The organism is Streptomyces sp. NPDC043996, assembly GCF_056435225.1.
Map to the genome: position 1 here is coordinate 163,833 of NZ_JBWKEY010000013.1, position 14,914 is coordinate 178,746.

Here is a 14,914-nt window from a genome sequence, read left to right on the forward strand (position 1 = left end):
CCCTACCCGTTCAGATGGAGCAAGCCGTTCTCGAGGTGCTGGCCGGTCGGCCCGTGCCCGAGGCCGCCGGTCATGTCGGTGCCGAACCGGCCGAACTCGCCGAAGCCGTCGAGGTCTACCGCACCGCCGGACGTTCCGCCCTCGCTACCCAGGCCGCCCGCCAGGACTGGCACCAAGTCCACGTCCAGTTCACCGACTGGCACGCAGCCGAGCACGCCGCAGCCCAGGCGCTCCGCCCTGTCCTGCGGGAGCTGGAGAGGGCCGGGGTCATCGGGGCGTGGTGGTTCATCCGAAAAGCGCCCTGCTGGCGGCTGCGCTTCATGCCCGCCGCTGACACCGGCCACGTCCGCCAGGCCGTCGGCGACGCCCTCGACAACCTCGTGGCACAGCAAGCGATCGGCCGGTGGTGGCCGACCGTCTACGAACCCGAAGCCCTCGCGTTCGGCGGCCCGGCCGCCATGGAGTGCGCGCACCGCCTCTTCCACGCCGACAGCCGCCACGTCCTCGACTACGCCCACACGGCTCCCCCCAACGTGGGGCGTCGGGAGCTGTCGGTGCTGCTGTGCACCATCCTGTTCCGCGCCGCCGGGCAGGAGTGGTTCGAGCAGGGCGACATCTGGAACCAGGTCGCACGGATGCGCCCGCTGCCGCCGGAAGTGGCCCCCGACCGGCTCGTGGACATGAGCGAGGGACTGCGGCGGCTGATGACCGTGGACGCCGCCCCGACCGGTTCTCTCCTGACCAACGGAGGCCCGCTGACCTTCGCCGCCCCCTGGGCAGCCGCCTGCGACCAGGCGGGCCGCGAGCTGGGCGACGCCGCCCGCAGCGGCACCCTGGAACGCGGCATCCGCGACGTCCTCGCGCACCATGTGATCTTCCACTGGAACCGCTTCGGCCTCCCGGCCCGCACGCAAGCGATCCTTGCCAGAGCCGCATGCGACACCGTCCTGAACCTGCCCGCCCGCACCGGCCAGGGATAGGCGCATGGACCGGTGGGAGCTGCGGATGGAGGTCTTCGAGACCGTACGGGCCGTGCCGTACGCCACCGACGGCGCCCACACCGCGTGGGACCTGATGACCGTGGGCCGGGGTGACTGCCTGGCCAAGGGCGCCCGCCTGCGGTCGGAGCTGACCGCGCTGGGGTACCGGGCCCGGCCGGTGCGGTGGCTGTACGAGCTGCCCGAGTGGCCGGAGGAAGTCGAGCTGCTGCCGACCCGGTTCGATATCCACACGGCCACCGAAGTCCTCCTCGGCGACCGCTGGTCGCTGGTCGACGCCACCCACGACCCCGGCCTGAAGGCCGCAGGGCTCACCGTGGCGACCTGGGACGGCTTCGGCGACACCGAACCCGCCTACCCGCCTGCCGGGCCCCTGTGGCGGCCCGGCTACGGCCCCGAACCCGCTCTCCCCGCCGTGCCGACACCAGAGACCGGGCGGCGCTACCGCGAAGCGTTCAACCGCTGGCTCCGCGAGGCCAGGCAGTAAACCGCGGCAGGTGCTCTACAGCACCTCGCCGGCCCGCGTGCTCCCCGTCACCTTCGGGTGGCCGCCGCCCGAACCACCCTGTCCGCAACCGTGAGTTGGTGAAGCTAGGACCTATGGACGAGCTACCGAACGACGGACCGAAAGGCACGGCGGCCCTGATCTTCAACGATCAGGGCGAGTACCTGCTGAACCTGCGCGACAACATCCCCGGCATCTGCCACCCCGGAACATGGTCGATGATCGGCGGCAACCGCGAAGGCGACGAGACCCCAGAACAGGCCGTGGCCCGCGAACTGAAGGAGGAGACCGGCCTCGAGATCCCCTTGACCCGGCTCGGCGTCGTCCGTTGCTTCGAGCCGGACTTGCGCACCGGGCGGATCACGGTCTTCACCGGCCGCTGGAACGGCGACGCCGACGCCCTGCCAGTCAGCGAGGGCATCATGTTCCGCTGGTTCCCGGAGTCGATGATCGACCGCCTCTCCATCGCCCCGTGGGCGGCCGATGCCATCCTGCGGCACCAGGACCAGCATCGCTCACGACCGGCGAGGGCGCTGGTGAACGTGGCAGCCGGAGTTCTCATCCAGCACGAAGGCCGGGTGCTGCTCGTCCACCACGCCAAGTCCGGGTACTGGGTCATGCCCGGAGGGAAGACCGAGCCCGGTGAGACGGCGCGTCAGTGCGCCATCCGCGAAGGGGCGGAAGAGATCGGCGTGCCGGTCACCGTCGGCCGCCTGTTGGCCTTCCAACACCTGCACGGCGGCACGTACAGCACGCGCAAGATCCCCGACGACTGTCACCTGCTCGTGTTCGCCGCCACCATCGACCCCGCCGACCACGGCCGCATCCACATTCCCGAGGGGGAGTTGCTGGCCTTCGACTGGCTGGAGCCGGGCAAGGCCGCCGAACTCACCGACCACACGAACACACCGCTGCTGGCTGCCGCGCTCGCCGCCGCGAACCGTGGGGAGACGGCCTACCTCGAAGGCACCGAGATCCTGACCCCGTAGGAACCGCCCTGAACCTCAACGTCACCCCTGAGCGCAGCGACATGCCCCCCGGGCCCCACGGAGGGGACGGCCGGTTAGTCGGCACGAGCGGCGGCGTCGGGGGTGGCGGTGACGGCCATTTCGGCGCAGATCATGCTGCTGTATCGGTCGGCCTGGCCGGGGGCGAGGCGGGCGTGGAGGTATTCGCCCATGCCCACGGGGCCCAGGCCGAAATAGCGGTCAACGGCTTCGCCGAGCAGCCTGAGCGCGGTGGAAGTCTTGATGGCCCGGACGTAGGACTCGTTCTGGTCGGCGTCGAGGCGCGCGGCCAGGCGGGCGGCCCATTCGCGGTGGGGTGCGCCGGTGATGGCCTCGACGACGGCGGCCCGCATCTGCTCGGCCTGGGCGGTGGTGAGTTCGGGGTAGCGGGTGAGGTGGTGGTCCGCGAGGGCTTCGGCCTCGGCGGGGGTGACGTGGCTGTTCGGCTTCATGGCGGGTCCAACCGGCGAGGTGGGCCGGGGACTCCCGACCGTCACCCATTCAGCCGCCCACGGTGTGCTTAGGCGGCGTTCTTGGTCTTGAACGCGGGGTCGCGGGGGATGGTGCGGCCGGTTGCTGCGATGTGCGCGAGGACCGCGCCCCCGGCCGACAGGTACCAGTACTGGTCGGGATCGCCAGCGGGATCACTGTCCTTGGCCCAGACGATCATGGCGCCGGTCAGGTCAGCCTCGGGGAAGGCCCGCCATTCGTAGACGGCGAGGCCGTCGGCGTCGGCGACGCGCGTGCGGGAGGTTCCCTGCCGGGCGCCGGTGCGGAACTGGAGCTGCTGGGCGGCCAGGCGCATCGTCGGCCACGCCTCTACCGGGCCGAACTGGGCGTCGTAGCGGGGGCGGAAGCGGACGTGCACGGTCATGGCGGGTGTCCTTCGGTGCGGTTGAGGGGCGGGGCGCGGTCGGCGCGTTCCTCAACGTAGGCGGCGACGGCCCGCGTCGGCACTCGGCGGCCAAGAGCGGCCGGGCGGGCACGCATCTGGGGTGTGACCTGCGGTGTTACCGGTCATCGGAAGGGCGGCCCGGTGGGTGAGGTGACGCGGAGCACCTGGCCGGCCGCGGTGCTCCGCGTCACCTTCCGCGGTGCGGCTAGCCGGTGGCTTCCTCGACCAGGGCACACAGCCGCTCGCGCTGCTCGCTGGTCATGGGGACGGCGCCTTCGCCGTCGAAGCTGTAGATCGCGACTTTTCCGCGCCATGGCTGTACCGGGCCGCCGAGGCTGGCGATGACCTGCCGGGCGACCGGGTTTAGCGGGTACTTGTCAGGTATGACCAGGGCGACGTCGGCGCCGTACCCGCGCAGGCCGGGAGCGTCCAGGGTCGGGTACTGGATCGAGAACCCGGAGATCGCGCCGAACTCGGGGTCGATGGTGGTGTCGGCGAAACCGGGTTCTCCCTGGAGCCATTCCAGTTGGCCGCTCTCGTGCAGCAGGGCGTAGATGGGTTCAGTCAAGATCGTTGTCCTGTTCCTGTTGGTGGGCGTGGGCGCGCTGCATGTAGTCCAGGGCGGTGGCCAGGCGGAGCTTCCCTTCGTCGGTGCCGGGGTCGATCCACCAGGCGGCCTCGAGGTTCGCTTTGGCGTAGCCGAGGAGGAGGCGGTGGTGGCCGTGTGCGAGGGCTTCGGCGCCGCGCAGGATGTCGGCGATCTGCCGGAGCGCGTACGGCTCGTCGAGGGCGACGTTCAGGTGTTCGCGGACCAGGTCGCCAAGGGCCTTGGTCGTGTCGTGGACGAAGCCGTCTGTGAGCGCGTGTCGTTCGTGGTTGTGGAGGGCGGGCCGTGGCTCGGCGGGGGCTGGGGGTGTGGTGGTCATGGCGTGGTGTCCTCCTCGCCGACGGCGGTGGCTGGTCTGGCGCGGGCCCAGCGCAGGGGGTGGGGGTCGGCGCGTCCGGTGCACCGCGTCTGGGCGGGTGCTCGGCACGTGGGGCAGGCGTGGGTGCGGGCGGTGTCCCAGCGGGCTTCGGCTGCGGCGTCGATGCGTTCGCGGTGAGGGCTGTCGGTGGCCAGACGTGGTTGTCCGGGCAGATGACAGCCGGTCCCGGCGGGGGCCTGGCAGCGTGGGCACGCCACGTCGTCGGCGAAGGTCTCGGTGGCGGAGCGGCGGCGCTGGGCGCGCGCTGCCGCCCGGCGTATCTGCTCCCAGCTTGGTCCGGTGGTCACGGGGTGGGGTCCTCCTCGCGAGGGGTCGGGGTGGGGTTCTCGGTGATCGCGCGGGCCAGGGTTCGGCGGGAGATGCCGAGTCGGCGGGCGGCTTCGGCCTGGCTGATGTCCGGGTCCTGGGTACGCAGGGCATGCCAGCGGTCGGCGTGCTCGCGGCGCCGTTGACGGGCCTCGTCGGCGGTGCGCGCGTTGCGTTCGGCGAGGGCGTCGTACGGGGGGTGGGCAGGCGGGTGGGCACCCGGCGTGACCTGTGGTTTCTCGGCATGGCCACCTAGCGTTTTGTCGGCTTGTCCGGCCGGTGCGCCCACCCCGTCCGGTGACCGGCCGGGCCGAGCTGGGGCGGGGGCGGGTAGGCGGGCGGTGACGCGCGTCGGCGCCGGGCTCGCGGACGCGTACGCGGGCGCGGGCGCCTTCGAGGTCCTGCGGGTCGCGGCGGCGAGGCTCGGCACCGCTGGTTCCTCGACGAGTGGGAAGACGTCGGGGCGGGCCGGGACGCTGGCGCGTTCGATGACGTCGCCCGCTCCCGTGCCGCTCCGCGACGGGAGGGTGGTCGGCGCCAGGGCGGCGGCCGGGACGGTGGACGGTGAGCGGGCGGGCAGGGCGACGCCGTAGCGCGCGAGGGCCAGCGGGAGGCGGGCCTCGACCGGTGCCCGGCGCACGCTGCCGTGGCGGGCCTTGAGGCGTGTGACGTAGACGAGACGGTCCTGCTCGTCGGAGAGGGCCTGGCGGTAGTTGGTGCCCTCCCACAGGCGCATCCGCCGCCACAACCGAAATGTGCGGGCGGGGTCGAGGAGCCAGCGGATGGGGCGGACGCGTTCCATCGCGCGGCCGGTGGTGAGCTGAGCGAGGCGGGCCACGGCGTGGCGGGCGGCCTCGACGACGATCACGAACAGGCAGGGCAGGACGGCGTGCATGGCCACGGCCACGGGGTCGTCCCACACGCTCGGCGCCGGGTTCGCCGGGCTCGGCTCGGGCACACCGGCCGCCGCGTTGAACCACACGGTGGCCGCCGTCAGCGCCCACGCCATCTGCCGCAGCAGGGGGAAGCCGATGCGCAGCCACACCAGGAGCAAGTCCAGGGCGATCAGGACCGTGATGCCGAGGTCCACGCCGATGGGCAGCCACGCGGCGAACGCCCCGAAGCCCTTGGACTCCGCGAGCTCGCGTACGGCCGTGTAGGACCCGGCGAAGCCGACCGCACCGACCACGACGGCCCCCGTGACCGTGGCGGCCGCCAGGACGCGCAGGAAGACCACGGCCGCCCGCGTGGGCGGCGCGTCGGGTGTAGCGGGTGGGGTGTTGTGCATGGGGTGGTGCTCCCGGGAATCGCTGGCGGGGTCGTACGGATGCGGTGCCGAGGTGATATGGAGCACCGCGGCCGGCGAGGTGCTGGACCTCACCTGCCGCGGTTGGGGGTCGTGGGGTGCGGTTGTTGGTGGCCGGGCGGCCGGATCTGTGTTCCTGCTTGGAGGAGCAGGGTCCGTGCGTGGCCGGTGCCGCATCCGAGTTCGTCGGCGACCTCGGTGATCGTGTACCGGTCGTCCTCGTACAGGCGGCGGGCGCGGGCGGCGTCGTCGGCTTGGGCTCTGCGGCGTTGTTGTGCTCGCACGGCTTGGACCTGTTCGGGGGTCCGCATGACGGTGTGGGCGGCTATGAGGAGGCTGTGGGCCTTCGTCGCGCCGCAGCCGAGTTCGGCGGCGACTCGGGCGATAGAGGCGCCGTCTTCGTACAGGCGGCGGGCGCGGGCGGCATCGTCGGCTAGGGCCGCGCGGTACTTGGCCACGCGTCCGTCGTGGGCTTCCTGGTGGGTTCGCAGGGGGGTGCGGGCGGCCACGAGGAGCTTGTGGGCCTTCGTCGCGGAGCATCCGAGTTCGGCGGCGACTCGGGCGATAGAGGCGCCGTCTTCGTACAGGCGGCGGGCGCGGGCGGCGTCGCGTGCTTCGGCTTGTTCGTCGTGGCGGCGGCTGCGCCAGGTGTGCGCGCTGTGCGCGTTGGTGCGCAGGGCGGTTCCGGCTTCGATGAGGAGCGTGCGGGTCGTGGTCTTCGCGTAGCCGATCGCATTGCCGACGTCGGCGATGGACGCTCCGGCCTCGTAGAGCTGGCGGGCGCGGGCGGCGACTTCGTCGCGGTCGGGGATCGGCGACGGCGGCACGGCGTTGTCTCCTGGTCGATGGTCGGCGGGGGCGTGGCTGTAGCCCTGGGGGACCGTTGCTGTGGTGTTGGTGTGGGAGTGGTTCATCGGCGTCGTCTTCCTCCGGCGCGGGCCCAGGCCACGGACGTCGTCAGCAGGCCGCCCCACACGCCGTAGGGCTGGCGGGTGTCCATCCCGTACCGCAGGCACTGGTCGCTGACCGGGCAGCGGGCGCAGACCTCCTGGGCCTCGGCCAGTGCGATCGGGTCGGTGTCCGGGAAAAAGATCTCGGGGTCCACGGATGGGTCGTTGCAGGCGCCTTGGTGACGCCAGGCCATGCCCGGCGGGCTGCACTGGTCGGCGTCGTGGATCTCGCCAACTGGCGCGATCGAGTTGATGGTGAGCACCTCGGCGGCGCGGGCGCTCTGGCTCACCTGGGCCGGGCGCTGCTGCCGAGTCATGCGACACCGCCAGTGGAGTCCGCCCACGACGTGGTGGTCAGGCCGATCAGAAGCTCCGCGTCGGTGGCGGGGCCCGTGGCCCACGGCTGATGGCCGTGGGCCGCCGCTGCGGGCCTCGGCTCGGTGGTGTCGACATCGACGCCACCGGGGACATCGCGACGGTCGTGCGCGGCCCTGCAGGCGGCACCGGCGGCCCACCGGGCCTGACGGTCGGACAGGCGCCGGGGAGCGGGCTGACACTGACGGCGCGTCTCCTCGCGGGCAGCCCGAAACGCGGCGGTGGGGGTGCCCGGCGTGCTGGCGAGGCCGAGCTGCTGCTCGGTCTCCCACGCCTCGCGGTCATCGACCTCCCAACCCCGGGGCGGTCTTGCGGCGGTACGCCGCTGGTAGCGGGACGGCAGGGGGCATCCGGCCTCGTCGGTCCAGTGGCCCAGCCGCCATGCCGCCCAGCTCCACGGGTGCCGGACCCGCTGGGTCTGGATGTGCTGGGTCCCGTCGGGCCGGTGCTGCAGAGCGTGCTCGACATCAGCGGCCGACCATCCGGCCCCGGCGAAGCGGCGCACGAGGCGCGTGAGGCGCTCGCGGCTCATCCGGCCGAGCACCATGTGATCGGCGACGGCGAGCGCGAGCTGCGCGGCCGGGCTGCTGCCCGTCTTCGTGGTCGAGCTGGTCTCCCCACGCCGCGCCAGCGGCGCCCGACCGGCAGGCCGGTCAGACGACTGCGCACGCCGTGGACGTGGGAATACAAACCTCTCCCTACGGGAGGGGTTTGGGTCGGAACCTTCGTCCACAGGCCCTCGCTGGGAGCGGTCCCCCAGCGCCGGGTCCTCGACAACGTCATTGGAGCGCGGATCGGGCAAAATTGCAGGTCGCGCGAGGCCGGAAAGTTCGTCCACACCCTTGAGACCGAGTGCAGCGTGGACGCGGCGGGATCGGGCGGCGGCTCGCGCGGCGGCATCCCGGCCCTTGGCCAACGGCGTCCGGTCAGGCAGCTCATCGTCGAGGGCGACGGGGACAACGAGCGCGTACAGCGGCACGCGGACGCCCTCGCCGCCGATCCTGGCGTGGGCCTCACGGGACAGGCCGATCTCCAGGGTCACGAGCAGGCTCTGGCGCCGGAAGTCGCGCAGGTACTTTTCGACGGAGGCCGCCGAGATCGTCCGCCCGGCGGTCATCGTCGCCCGCTCAGCGATCTGCGCGTGCGTGGCCCGCAGTACGCACGCGTCGATGTGGGCCAGGCCGTAGAGCGCCATGAAGATCGCGCGGCGGGTGCTGAGGCCATCGGCCCGCGCCGAGGCGTAGACCAGCTCGACGGCGGCGCGGTGCTCGCCGGTGTCGGCCGCGAGGCGGAAGCGGCCCTCCCCCTCGGCGATCTTGGGCCGCAGGAGGACCCGGCCACGCTTGGCCAGGTGCCGGGCCCGGAAGTCCTCGCGCTGGTCGGCCAGGCGGGTCCCGGCGGCCGCCGTATCGGTGGGTCCGTGATCATTCGGGCTGCTCTGCGAAGACGTCGTCTGATGCGGAATGAAGATCGGCCGGAAGTCATCGCCGCCGTGAGGCTGCTTGTAGATCGGCCTAGAGGGCTGTGCCAGGCTCTGCACCGCTTGAACCGCCAAGTTGGTGAACGTGGCGGTGCTCATCCCAAGGACCTGAGAAATCGTTGGGGATGGACACCGATTGCACCTGACGGCGGGTCACTGGGCCCCTGAGGACGCCATATGCCCGGCGTCCTGAGGGGCCCGTCGCATGTCTGGGGACACGCCAGTGGACCCGCCGGGGCCGATCACGGCGGGCGGGCGCAGCGGGCAATACGCCGCGTGACGGATTCCCTCGTCCGGGTGGCTTTGGGCAGCCCCGGCGTCCGCCCCGGGGCGTGCGCGTGTACGGGCTGTCCCGTACACATCGCCATACACATCCGTGCGGGAAGCCCCGGGAAATCCCGGGAATACCGGGCGCTTCCGGGCATGAAAAAACCCGCCCGGATCAGGGAGTTTTCCCTGCTCAGAGCGGGTGCGGCAGACGAGCCGGGCTGTACGCCGGGTTCTGTACCCCGGGACCTCGCGGTCGTCGGGGTGACGGCCATCCATCTAGGGCCAGCGTTGCCGCTGGCCTCGTGCGGTCTACCCGCGGACTCGGGCGGGCAGCCCTCGAACGTCCGCGCAGAGCGCGTGTGACCGCGCTCCTCTTGACCTTGCTCCAGGTGGGGTTTACCTAGCCGCCTGAGTCACCTCAGGCGCTGGTGGTCTCTTACACCACCGTTTCACCCTTACCCGGTGCCGAAGCACCGGGCGGTTTGCTTTCTGTGGCACTGTCCCGCGGGTCACCCCGGGTGGCCGTTAGCCACCACCTTGCCCTGTGGAGCCCGGACGTTCCTCGGGGAGGTCCACAAGAACCTCCACGCGGCCGTCCGCCCGGCTCGTCTGCCGTGTCGACCATGGTACCCGCCGTGACCGGCCCCGCGGCGTCGAGGCCGCCGTGGCCAGGAAGGAGCCCGCGAGGATCAGGGTGAAGGCGGCCCAGAAGGACGGTGTGAGGTGTTCGGAGAGGAAGGCGACGCCCGCGACGGCGGCGACCGCCGGGTTGATGTACGTGAAGACGACGGCCCGGGTGGGGCCCGCCTCGTGGATGAGTTCGAGGAAGACGACGAAGGCCAGCGCCGTGCAGATCACGCCGAGGCCCGCCAGGGCCGCCAGCGTCTTGGTGTCCGGGACCTCGGCCGGCCAGGTCACCGCCGCGGCGGGGGCGTAGACCACCGCGGCGAGCGCCAGGCAGGGTGCGATCAGCTGGAGCGTGGGGACCTGCTTGAGGTGGCGGGCCACGATCAGGGGGGCCGTGGCGTAGCCGAGGGCGGTGATCATGACCTCGGTGAGCGACCAGGCGTCGCCACCCGTCAGATGCGGGACGGTGAGAACCGCGACCCCCGCGAAGCCGAGGCTCAGGCCCGTGACGCGGCGGGCGCCGAGGCGCTCGGTGTCCCCGAAGAAGCGGGCCAGGACCGCGCCGATGATCGGTACGGCGGCGATCAGCAGGCCCGCCGTGGAGCTGGACAGGTGCCGTTCGGCGTCGGTCAGGGTCCACCAGGGGCCGAGGATCTCGATGCAGGCGAAGGCGAGCATGGGGCGCCAGTGGGTCCGCAGGACGGCGGGCAGTCCGCCTTGCCGTATCGCGAAGGGCAGCAGCAGGAGCGCTCCAAGCGCGCACCGCGTGAACACGACCATCGACGGCGTCAGCTCGCTGTCGACCGCCACTTTGATCATCAAGTACGGGATGCCCCACAGGACACCCATGAGAGAGAAGAGAAACCAGCCTCGTGCCGTCATGGCCGCAGTGTGGGTGGCGGCGGGCCACGGTGTCTTGAACGTCGTTGCGCGTGACCGTGACGACGCCGGGCGCTCACGCGTACACGCTGGTGCGGTACGCCGCCGGGGTCACCCCGAGCACCCGGCGGAACCAGCGCGTCAGGTGCGCCTGGTCGGCGAAGCCCACCAGGGACGCGACCTCCGCGGGGCGCAGACCCGACTCCAGGAGCCCGCGGGCGCGCGCGACCCGGTGCTGGGCCAGCCAGGCGTACGGGGGCATGCCCATCGTCGTACGGAACGCGCGCAGCAGCTGGTAGCGGGACAGGCCCGCGTCGGCGGCCAGTTGGGCGAGGGTGGGCGGGGTGCTGAGGTCGTCGGCCAGGCGGTCGCGTACGGCCAGGGCGGTGGCGGTAGCGGCGGCGGTGGTCGCGCCGGGGGCCGGGGCGCGCTCCGGGCGCGGGCTGCCGTGGCGGCGGGCCAGGGTGCCGAACAGCCAGCTGAGGCGGGACTCGGCGGCGAGCGGCGCCAGGGGGTCGGTGGGCGCATCGCCGCTCAGTTCGGTGTGCGCCGCGCGCAGGGCCGCCGCCAGTTCCGGGTCGTCCACCACCGCGTCCTTGAAGTGCGGCGGGCCGCCGGTGGCGTCGGCCAGCAGGTGGGCGGCGGGGTACATCGCCCGGTAGGCGTAGCCGCCGCCGAGGCCTGGGCGGCCGGTGTGCGTTTCGCCGGGGGCGAGGACGACGACGGCGCCGGGGCCGATGTCCAGGCGGCCGCCCCGGTAGTCGATGATCTCGGTGCCCGCGAGGCAGACGCCGACGGTGAACTCCTCGTGGGCGTGGGGGGCGTAGCGGTGTCGGTCGAAGCGGGCCGTGAGGAGGTCCAGGGTTTCGTCGCCCAGGGGGGCGCGGGTCCAGGTCGCGCGCTCGGCGGGGCCGCGTTCGCCGCCGCTGGGTGTCTGTTCTGTGCCGCCCATCCCCCGTTGCCCCCTCCGCGGTCGCGCGCGTCTTGGCTGAAGTGTGCCTTGCCGTCTGCGGGTGCGTCTGGCCCTCGCGGGGCGCCCCAGGCCCGCCCCTTCCCGATCCGGGTGCTGCCGCCCCCGTTCCCCCGCTCACAGCAATTGGCGCTTCGCGCCTCGTCCTCAAACGCCGGACGGGCTGAATCTTCGCGCTGGCGCGCTTGTCCTCAAACGCCGGACGGGCTGAATCTTCGCGCTGGCGCGCTTGTCCTCAAGCGCCGGACGGGCTAGAACCGGCTTGACCTTGTCGTAGCGGCAACGTTTCTACTGGTGGCATGCGGATCGGAGAGATTGCCGACGCCGTCGGTCTGACCACGCGGGCCATTCGGCACTATCACCACCTCGGCCTGCTGCCGGAGCCCGTGCGGCTGCCCAACGGCTACCGTTCCTACGGCCTTCGTGAGGCCATCGCGCTGGCGCGGATCAAGCGGCTCACCGAGCTCGGGCTCGGGCTCGACGAGGTGCGGGACGTGCTCGCGGACGACGCCGGGCGCGAGCTGACCGACGTGCTCGCCGAGCTCGACGACGACCTGGCGCGGCAGGAGGCCGCCATCGGGGAGCGCCGGGCGCGCCTCGCCGAGCTGCTGCGGATGTCCCAGGAGGGGCTGCTGCCCGGTGACGGGCCGGTCTCGCCGGGGCTCGCCGAGCTGTTCGCGCGGCTGCGGCCGACCGCTTCGGCCAGCGCCGCCAAGGATCTCGAACACCTGGCCCTGTTCGACGCGGTCGCCGGGCCGGGGTCGCGCGACCGCGTCTACCGGGTGCTGCGGCGGCTCGCCGACGACCCCGAACTCACCGCCCGGCTGCGGGAGGCGTACGTACGCCTCGACGAGCTCGCCGACGCGCCCGTGGACGATCCCCGGGTCGAGCCGCTCGGCCGGGAGCTCGCCGCCCTCGTGCCGGGGGACGTGCTCGCGGCCCTCGCGGAGGCCGGGGAGGACGGCGGTTCGTCACCAGGGCGTGCCTTCGGTGAGGCCTTCCTCGACGATTTCGCGCCCGCCCAGGCGGCGGCCGTACGGCACATGCTGAAGCGGCTCGGCGAAGGGACGGGGTGGTCCCCGTGACGCGCGACGCGGTACGGGTGGTGGTACGGGTGGTGCGGCGGCTCGTCGCCCATGAGGTGCGAGGGCTGAAGAGTCTCGTATTGTGGGTCGCTCGGCGGCGTCACGGCGTCGGCGTCGGCGCGCACGCGGCCGCGTACACCGGGCCGCAGACCTCGACCCTGTTCGCCTTCGCCTTCCTCGCGGTCGTCGAGACCGTCGCGCTCGCGCTCGTCGTGCCCTGGCCCTTCGTGCACGCCGCGCTGCTGTTCGTGGACGTGTACACCGTGGTCCAGATCCTCGCCCTGCACGCCTCGTGCGTCACGCGGCCCCATGTGGCGGGCCCGGACGGCTCGTTGAGGGTGCGCTACGGGCAGCTCCTTGACCTGCGGATTCCGGCGGAGCTCGTGCTGCACGCGCGCGTGGAGCGGCGCTTCCCCGAGGGGCGCGCGGTCCAGGTCCACGAGGAGGACGGCGACGGCGGCGTGCTCGACGTCGGCGTCGGGAGTCAGACGACCGTCACCGTCGAGCTCGTCCGGCCCGTCGCGTTCGTACGGCCACTGGGGCGCCGCGCGTCCGCTCGCGTCGTACGGCTGCACGCGGACGATCCGAAGGGGCTGCTCGACGCCCTCCGGCGGACGCCCGAGGCGCGGGGCGCGCGGGCGCTCACGCCGGAGTGAAGACCACCTTCGCCTCCCCCGGATCCGCCCTGGTGAGACGCACCCGCACCCGCTCCCCCAAGGGCAGCGGACGCGCGTCGGCCTCGACCCGGGCGACGACGGCGGGGTCCGCAAGCTGGACGGTGCCGACCGCCGGTTCGCCCTCCTTCACGTCCACGACCACCGCGTCGAAGACCTCGCCCACCCGGTCCTTCAGCAGGGCCGCCTCGACGATGTCCACGCACGCCCGCTCCACGGCGTTGCCGCGCCGGGTGCCCTCCGCCATCTCCTTGGGCAGCGCGGGCAGCGCCGCGAGCACCCACTCGGGCGGCCCGGCGTCCGCGCACGCGGCCACGCACAGCTCGGCCGCGTACCGGTCGACGAGGCGGCGCAGCGGCGCCGTGCAGTGCGCGTACGGGGCGGCCACGGCGGCGTGCGTGGTGAGCTCCGGAACCTCGCCGCCGCTGAACGCCGTGTACCCGGCGCCGCGCAGCAGCGTCGTGCACTCCTGGAGGAACGCGGCGTGGCGCGGCAGGCGCGGGTCAAGGGAGCGGACCAGTTCGGCGTACGGGACGTGGTGGGGCCAGTCGATGCCGAGGGCCTTCGCGGTGCGGCGCAGGCGGCCGACGGCGCCGTCCGGGGCCGTGGGCAGCGTCCGCAGGACGCCCGTACCGGATTCGATCATGATGGTCGCGGCGGCCATGCCCGTGAGCAGGGAGATCTGGGCGTTCCAGCCGTCGGCTGGCAGCGGCACTCGGTAGGCGAGCCGGTAGGTGTCCGTGGCGCCTTCCTGAACGTCCTGGACCACCTCCTGCTCGGGGACGTTCAGGGAGATGCCGCCGCGCGCGACCTCGCGCGCCTCGCGCAGCCGTCCGACGTCCGCGAGCAGCGCGAGCGGCTCCTCCGCGGTGCCCGCGTCGATGGCGCGCTGCACGCCCGCGTAGTCGAGCTTGGCGCGGCTGCGGACGAGCGCGCGGCGCACGTCGGCGGACTCGGTGGCGCCGTCCGCGTCCAGGTCGATCGTCCACAGCAGCGCCGGGCAGGTCTGGTCCGGCAGGAGGCTCGCGGCGCCCTCGCTGAGCGCGGTGGGGTGCAGCGGCACCTTCTCGTCGGGGAAGTAGAGCGTGGTGACGCGGCGGTGGGCCTCGGCGTCGAGCGGGCCCTTCGGGGTGACGTACGCCGCGACGTCCGCGATCGCGTACCGCACCCGGTAGCCGCCGCCCGCGCGCCGCGACAGGTGCATCGCCTGGTCCAGGTCGACGGACGTCGGCGGGTCGATCGTGAAGAAGGGGATGCCCGTGGCGTCATCGCGCGACGGGTGCGGGGCCGCCACGGCCCGCTCCGCCTCGGCGAGCGCGTCGGCCGGGAAGGCCTCCGGCACGTCGAGCCGGACGCGCAGATCACGCAGCGCGGCCCGCAACGGAGCCTCGGCTGCACCGGTCACACGAACCTGACGGCGGGGCATGCCCCGAGCGTAGGCCCGCCCCCACCCCACGGCATCCGCGCAGAGCATGAAGCCCGTCCGGCGTTTGAGGACGAGGCGCGAAGCGCCGATATCCAGCCCGTCCGGCGCTTGAGGACAAGCGCGCAAGCGCGGTGATTTAGCCCGTCCGGCGTTTGAGGACGAGGCGCGGAGCGCC

At 72.9% G+C, this 14,914-nt stretch carries 16 protein-coding genes, 1 other RNA gene and 1 pseudogene; 5 read left to right on the plus strand and 13 right to left on the minus strand.

Annotation, left to right across the window (positions count from 1 at the left end; all coding sequences use genetic code 11):
* Positions 1-14 precede the first annotated feature (14 nt).
* The 3 genes from AC07A4_RS30485 (at position 15) to AC07A4_RS30495 (ending at position 2,492) form a co-directional block, all read left to right on the plus strand.
* Positions 15-980: a thiopeptide-type bacteriocin biosynthesis protein gene (locus tag AC07A4_RS30485; RefSeq protein ID WP_478604717.1), complete on the plus strand. Its 966-nt coding sequence runs from the start codon at positions 15-17 to the stop codon at positions 978-980.
* 4 nt (positions 981-984) lie between these two features.
* On the plus strand, positions 985-1,485 hold the full coding sequence (locus AC07A4_RS30490) for a hypothetical protein (protein ID WP_478604720.1): 501 nt from the start codon (positions 985-987) through the stop codon (positions 1,483-1,485).
* Positions 1,486-1,598: 113 nt separating this feature from the next.
* Positions 1,599-2,492, plus strand: a complete 894-nt coding sequence (locus tag AC07A4_RS30495) for an NUDIX domain-containing protein (protein WP_478604722.1) — start codon at positions 1,599-1,601, stop codon at positions 2,490-2,492.
* Positions 2,493-2,566: 74 nt separating this feature from the next.
* Here AC07A4_RS30495 and AC07A4_RS30500 read toward each other — a convergent pair whose 3' ends face one another.
* The 12 genes and pseudogenes from AC07A4_RS30500 to AC07A4_RS30555 all read right to left on the minus strand — a co-directional run bounded on the left by AC07A4_RS30500 (position 2,567) and on the right by AC07A4_RS30555 (position 11,536).
* Complete coding sequence (locus tag AC07A4_RS30500; RefSeq protein ID WP_478604724.1) at positions 2,567-2,962, minus strand: hypothetical protein; 396 nt, start codon at positions 2,960-2,962, stop codon at positions 2,567-2,569.
* Between the two features lie 68 nt (positions 2,963-3,030).
* The gene (locus AC07A4_RS30505; RefSeq protein ID WP_478604727.1) at positions 3,031-3,384 is read right to left on the minus strand and encodes a hypothetical protein; all 354 of its coding nucleotides are present in this window, start codon (positions 3,382-3,384) and stop codon (positions 3,031-3,033) included.
* 226 nt (positions 3,385-3,610) lie between these two features.
* On the minus strand, positions 3,611-3,973 hold the full coding sequence (locus tag AC07A4_RS30510; protein ID WP_478604730.1) for a hypothetical protein: 363 nt from the start codon (positions 3,971-3,973) through the stop codon (positions 3,611-3,613).
* Complete coding sequence (locus AC07A4_RS30515) at positions 3,966-4,331, minus strand: hypothetical protein (protein WP_478604732.1); 366 nt, start codon at positions 4,329-4,331, stop codon at positions 3,966-3,968. Before AC07A4_RS30515 ends, AC07A4_RS30510 begins: the two co-directional genes overlap by 8 nt.
* The gene (locus AC07A4_RS30520) at positions 4,328-4,678 is read right to left on the minus strand and encodes a zinc finger domain-containing protein (RefSeq protein ID WP_478604734.1); all 351 of its coding nucleotides are present in this window, start codon (positions 4,676-4,678) and stop codon (positions 4,328-4,330) included. Before AC07A4_RS30520 ends, AC07A4_RS30515 begins: the two co-directional genes overlap by 4 nt.
* A complete protein-coding gene (locus AC07A4_RS30525; protein WP_478604736.1) occupies positions 4,675-5,985 on the minus strand; it encodes a DUF2637 domain-containing protein in 1,311 nt (436 codons plus the stop codon). The genes AC07A4_RS30520 and AC07A4_RS30525 overlap by 4 nt, the downstream gene beginning before the upstream one ends.
* An 89-nt stretch (positions 5,986-6,074) precedes the next feature.
* On the minus strand, positions 6,075-6,917 hold the full coding sequence (locus AC07A4_RS30530) for a hypothetical protein (protein WP_478604738.1): 843 nt from the start codon (positions 6,915-6,917) through the stop codon (positions 6,075-6,077).
* Complete coding sequence (locus tag AC07A4_RS30535; protein WP_478604740.1) at positions 6,914-7,270, minus strand: WhiB family transcriptional regulator; 357 nt, start codon at positions 7,268-7,270, stop codon at positions 6,914-6,916. The genes AC07A4_RS30530 and AC07A4_RS30535 overlap by 4 nt, the downstream gene beginning before the upstream one ends.
* Entirely contained in the window at positions 7,267-8,907 is a 1,641-nt protein-coding gene (locus tag AC07A4_RS30540) for a hypothetical protein (protein ID WP_478604742.1), read from the minus strand. Before AC07A4_RS30540 ends, AC07A4_RS30535 begins: the two co-directional genes overlap by 4 nt.
* A gap of 376 nt (positions 8,908-9,283) precedes the next feature.
* An RNA gene (rnpB, locus tag AC07A4_RS30545) (RNase P RNA component class A) lies at positions 9,284-9,686 on the minus strand.
* Between the two features lie 118 nt (positions 9,687-9,804).
* A pseudogene (locus AC07A4_RS30550) lies at positions 9,805-10,587 on the minus strand (DMT family transporter); the annotation flags it as partial.
* A gap of 73 nt (positions 10,588-10,660) precedes the next feature.
* Positions 10,661-11,536, minus strand: a complete 876-nt coding sequence (locus AC07A4_RS30555) for a helix-turn-helix domain-containing protein (protein ID WP_478604744.1) — start codon at positions 11,534-11,536, stop codon at positions 10,661-10,663.
* Positions 11,537-11,853: 317 nt separating this feature from the next.
* Between AC07A4_RS30555 and AC07A4_RS30560 the strand changes: the two genes are divergently transcribed.
* Both AC07A4_RS30560 and AC07A4_RS30565 read left to right on the plus strand, forming a co-directional pair.
* Positions 11,854-12,639, plus strand: coding sequence for a MerR family transcriptional regulator (locus AC07A4_RS30560; RefSeq protein WP_478604746.1), 786 nt, complete (start codon positions 11,854-11,856; stop codon positions 12,637-12,639).
* On the plus strand, positions 12,636-13,295 hold the full coding sequence (locus tag AC07A4_RS30565) for a hypothetical protein (protein WP_478604748.1): 660 nt from the start codon (positions 12,636-12,638) through the stop codon (positions 13,293-13,295). Before AC07A4_RS30560 ends, AC07A4_RS30565 begins: the two co-directional genes overlap by 4 nt.
* Here the strand turns inward: AC07A4_RS30565 and AC07A4_RS30570 are convergent.
* Complete coding sequence (locus AC07A4_RS30570; protein WP_478604750.1) at positions 13,282-14,739, minus strand: RNB domain-containing ribonuclease; 1,458 nt, start codon at positions 14,737-14,739, stop codon at positions 13,282-13,284. The genes AC07A4_RS30565 and AC07A4_RS30570 overlap by 14 nt on opposite strands.
* Positions 14,740-14,914: the final 175 nt, after the last annotated feature.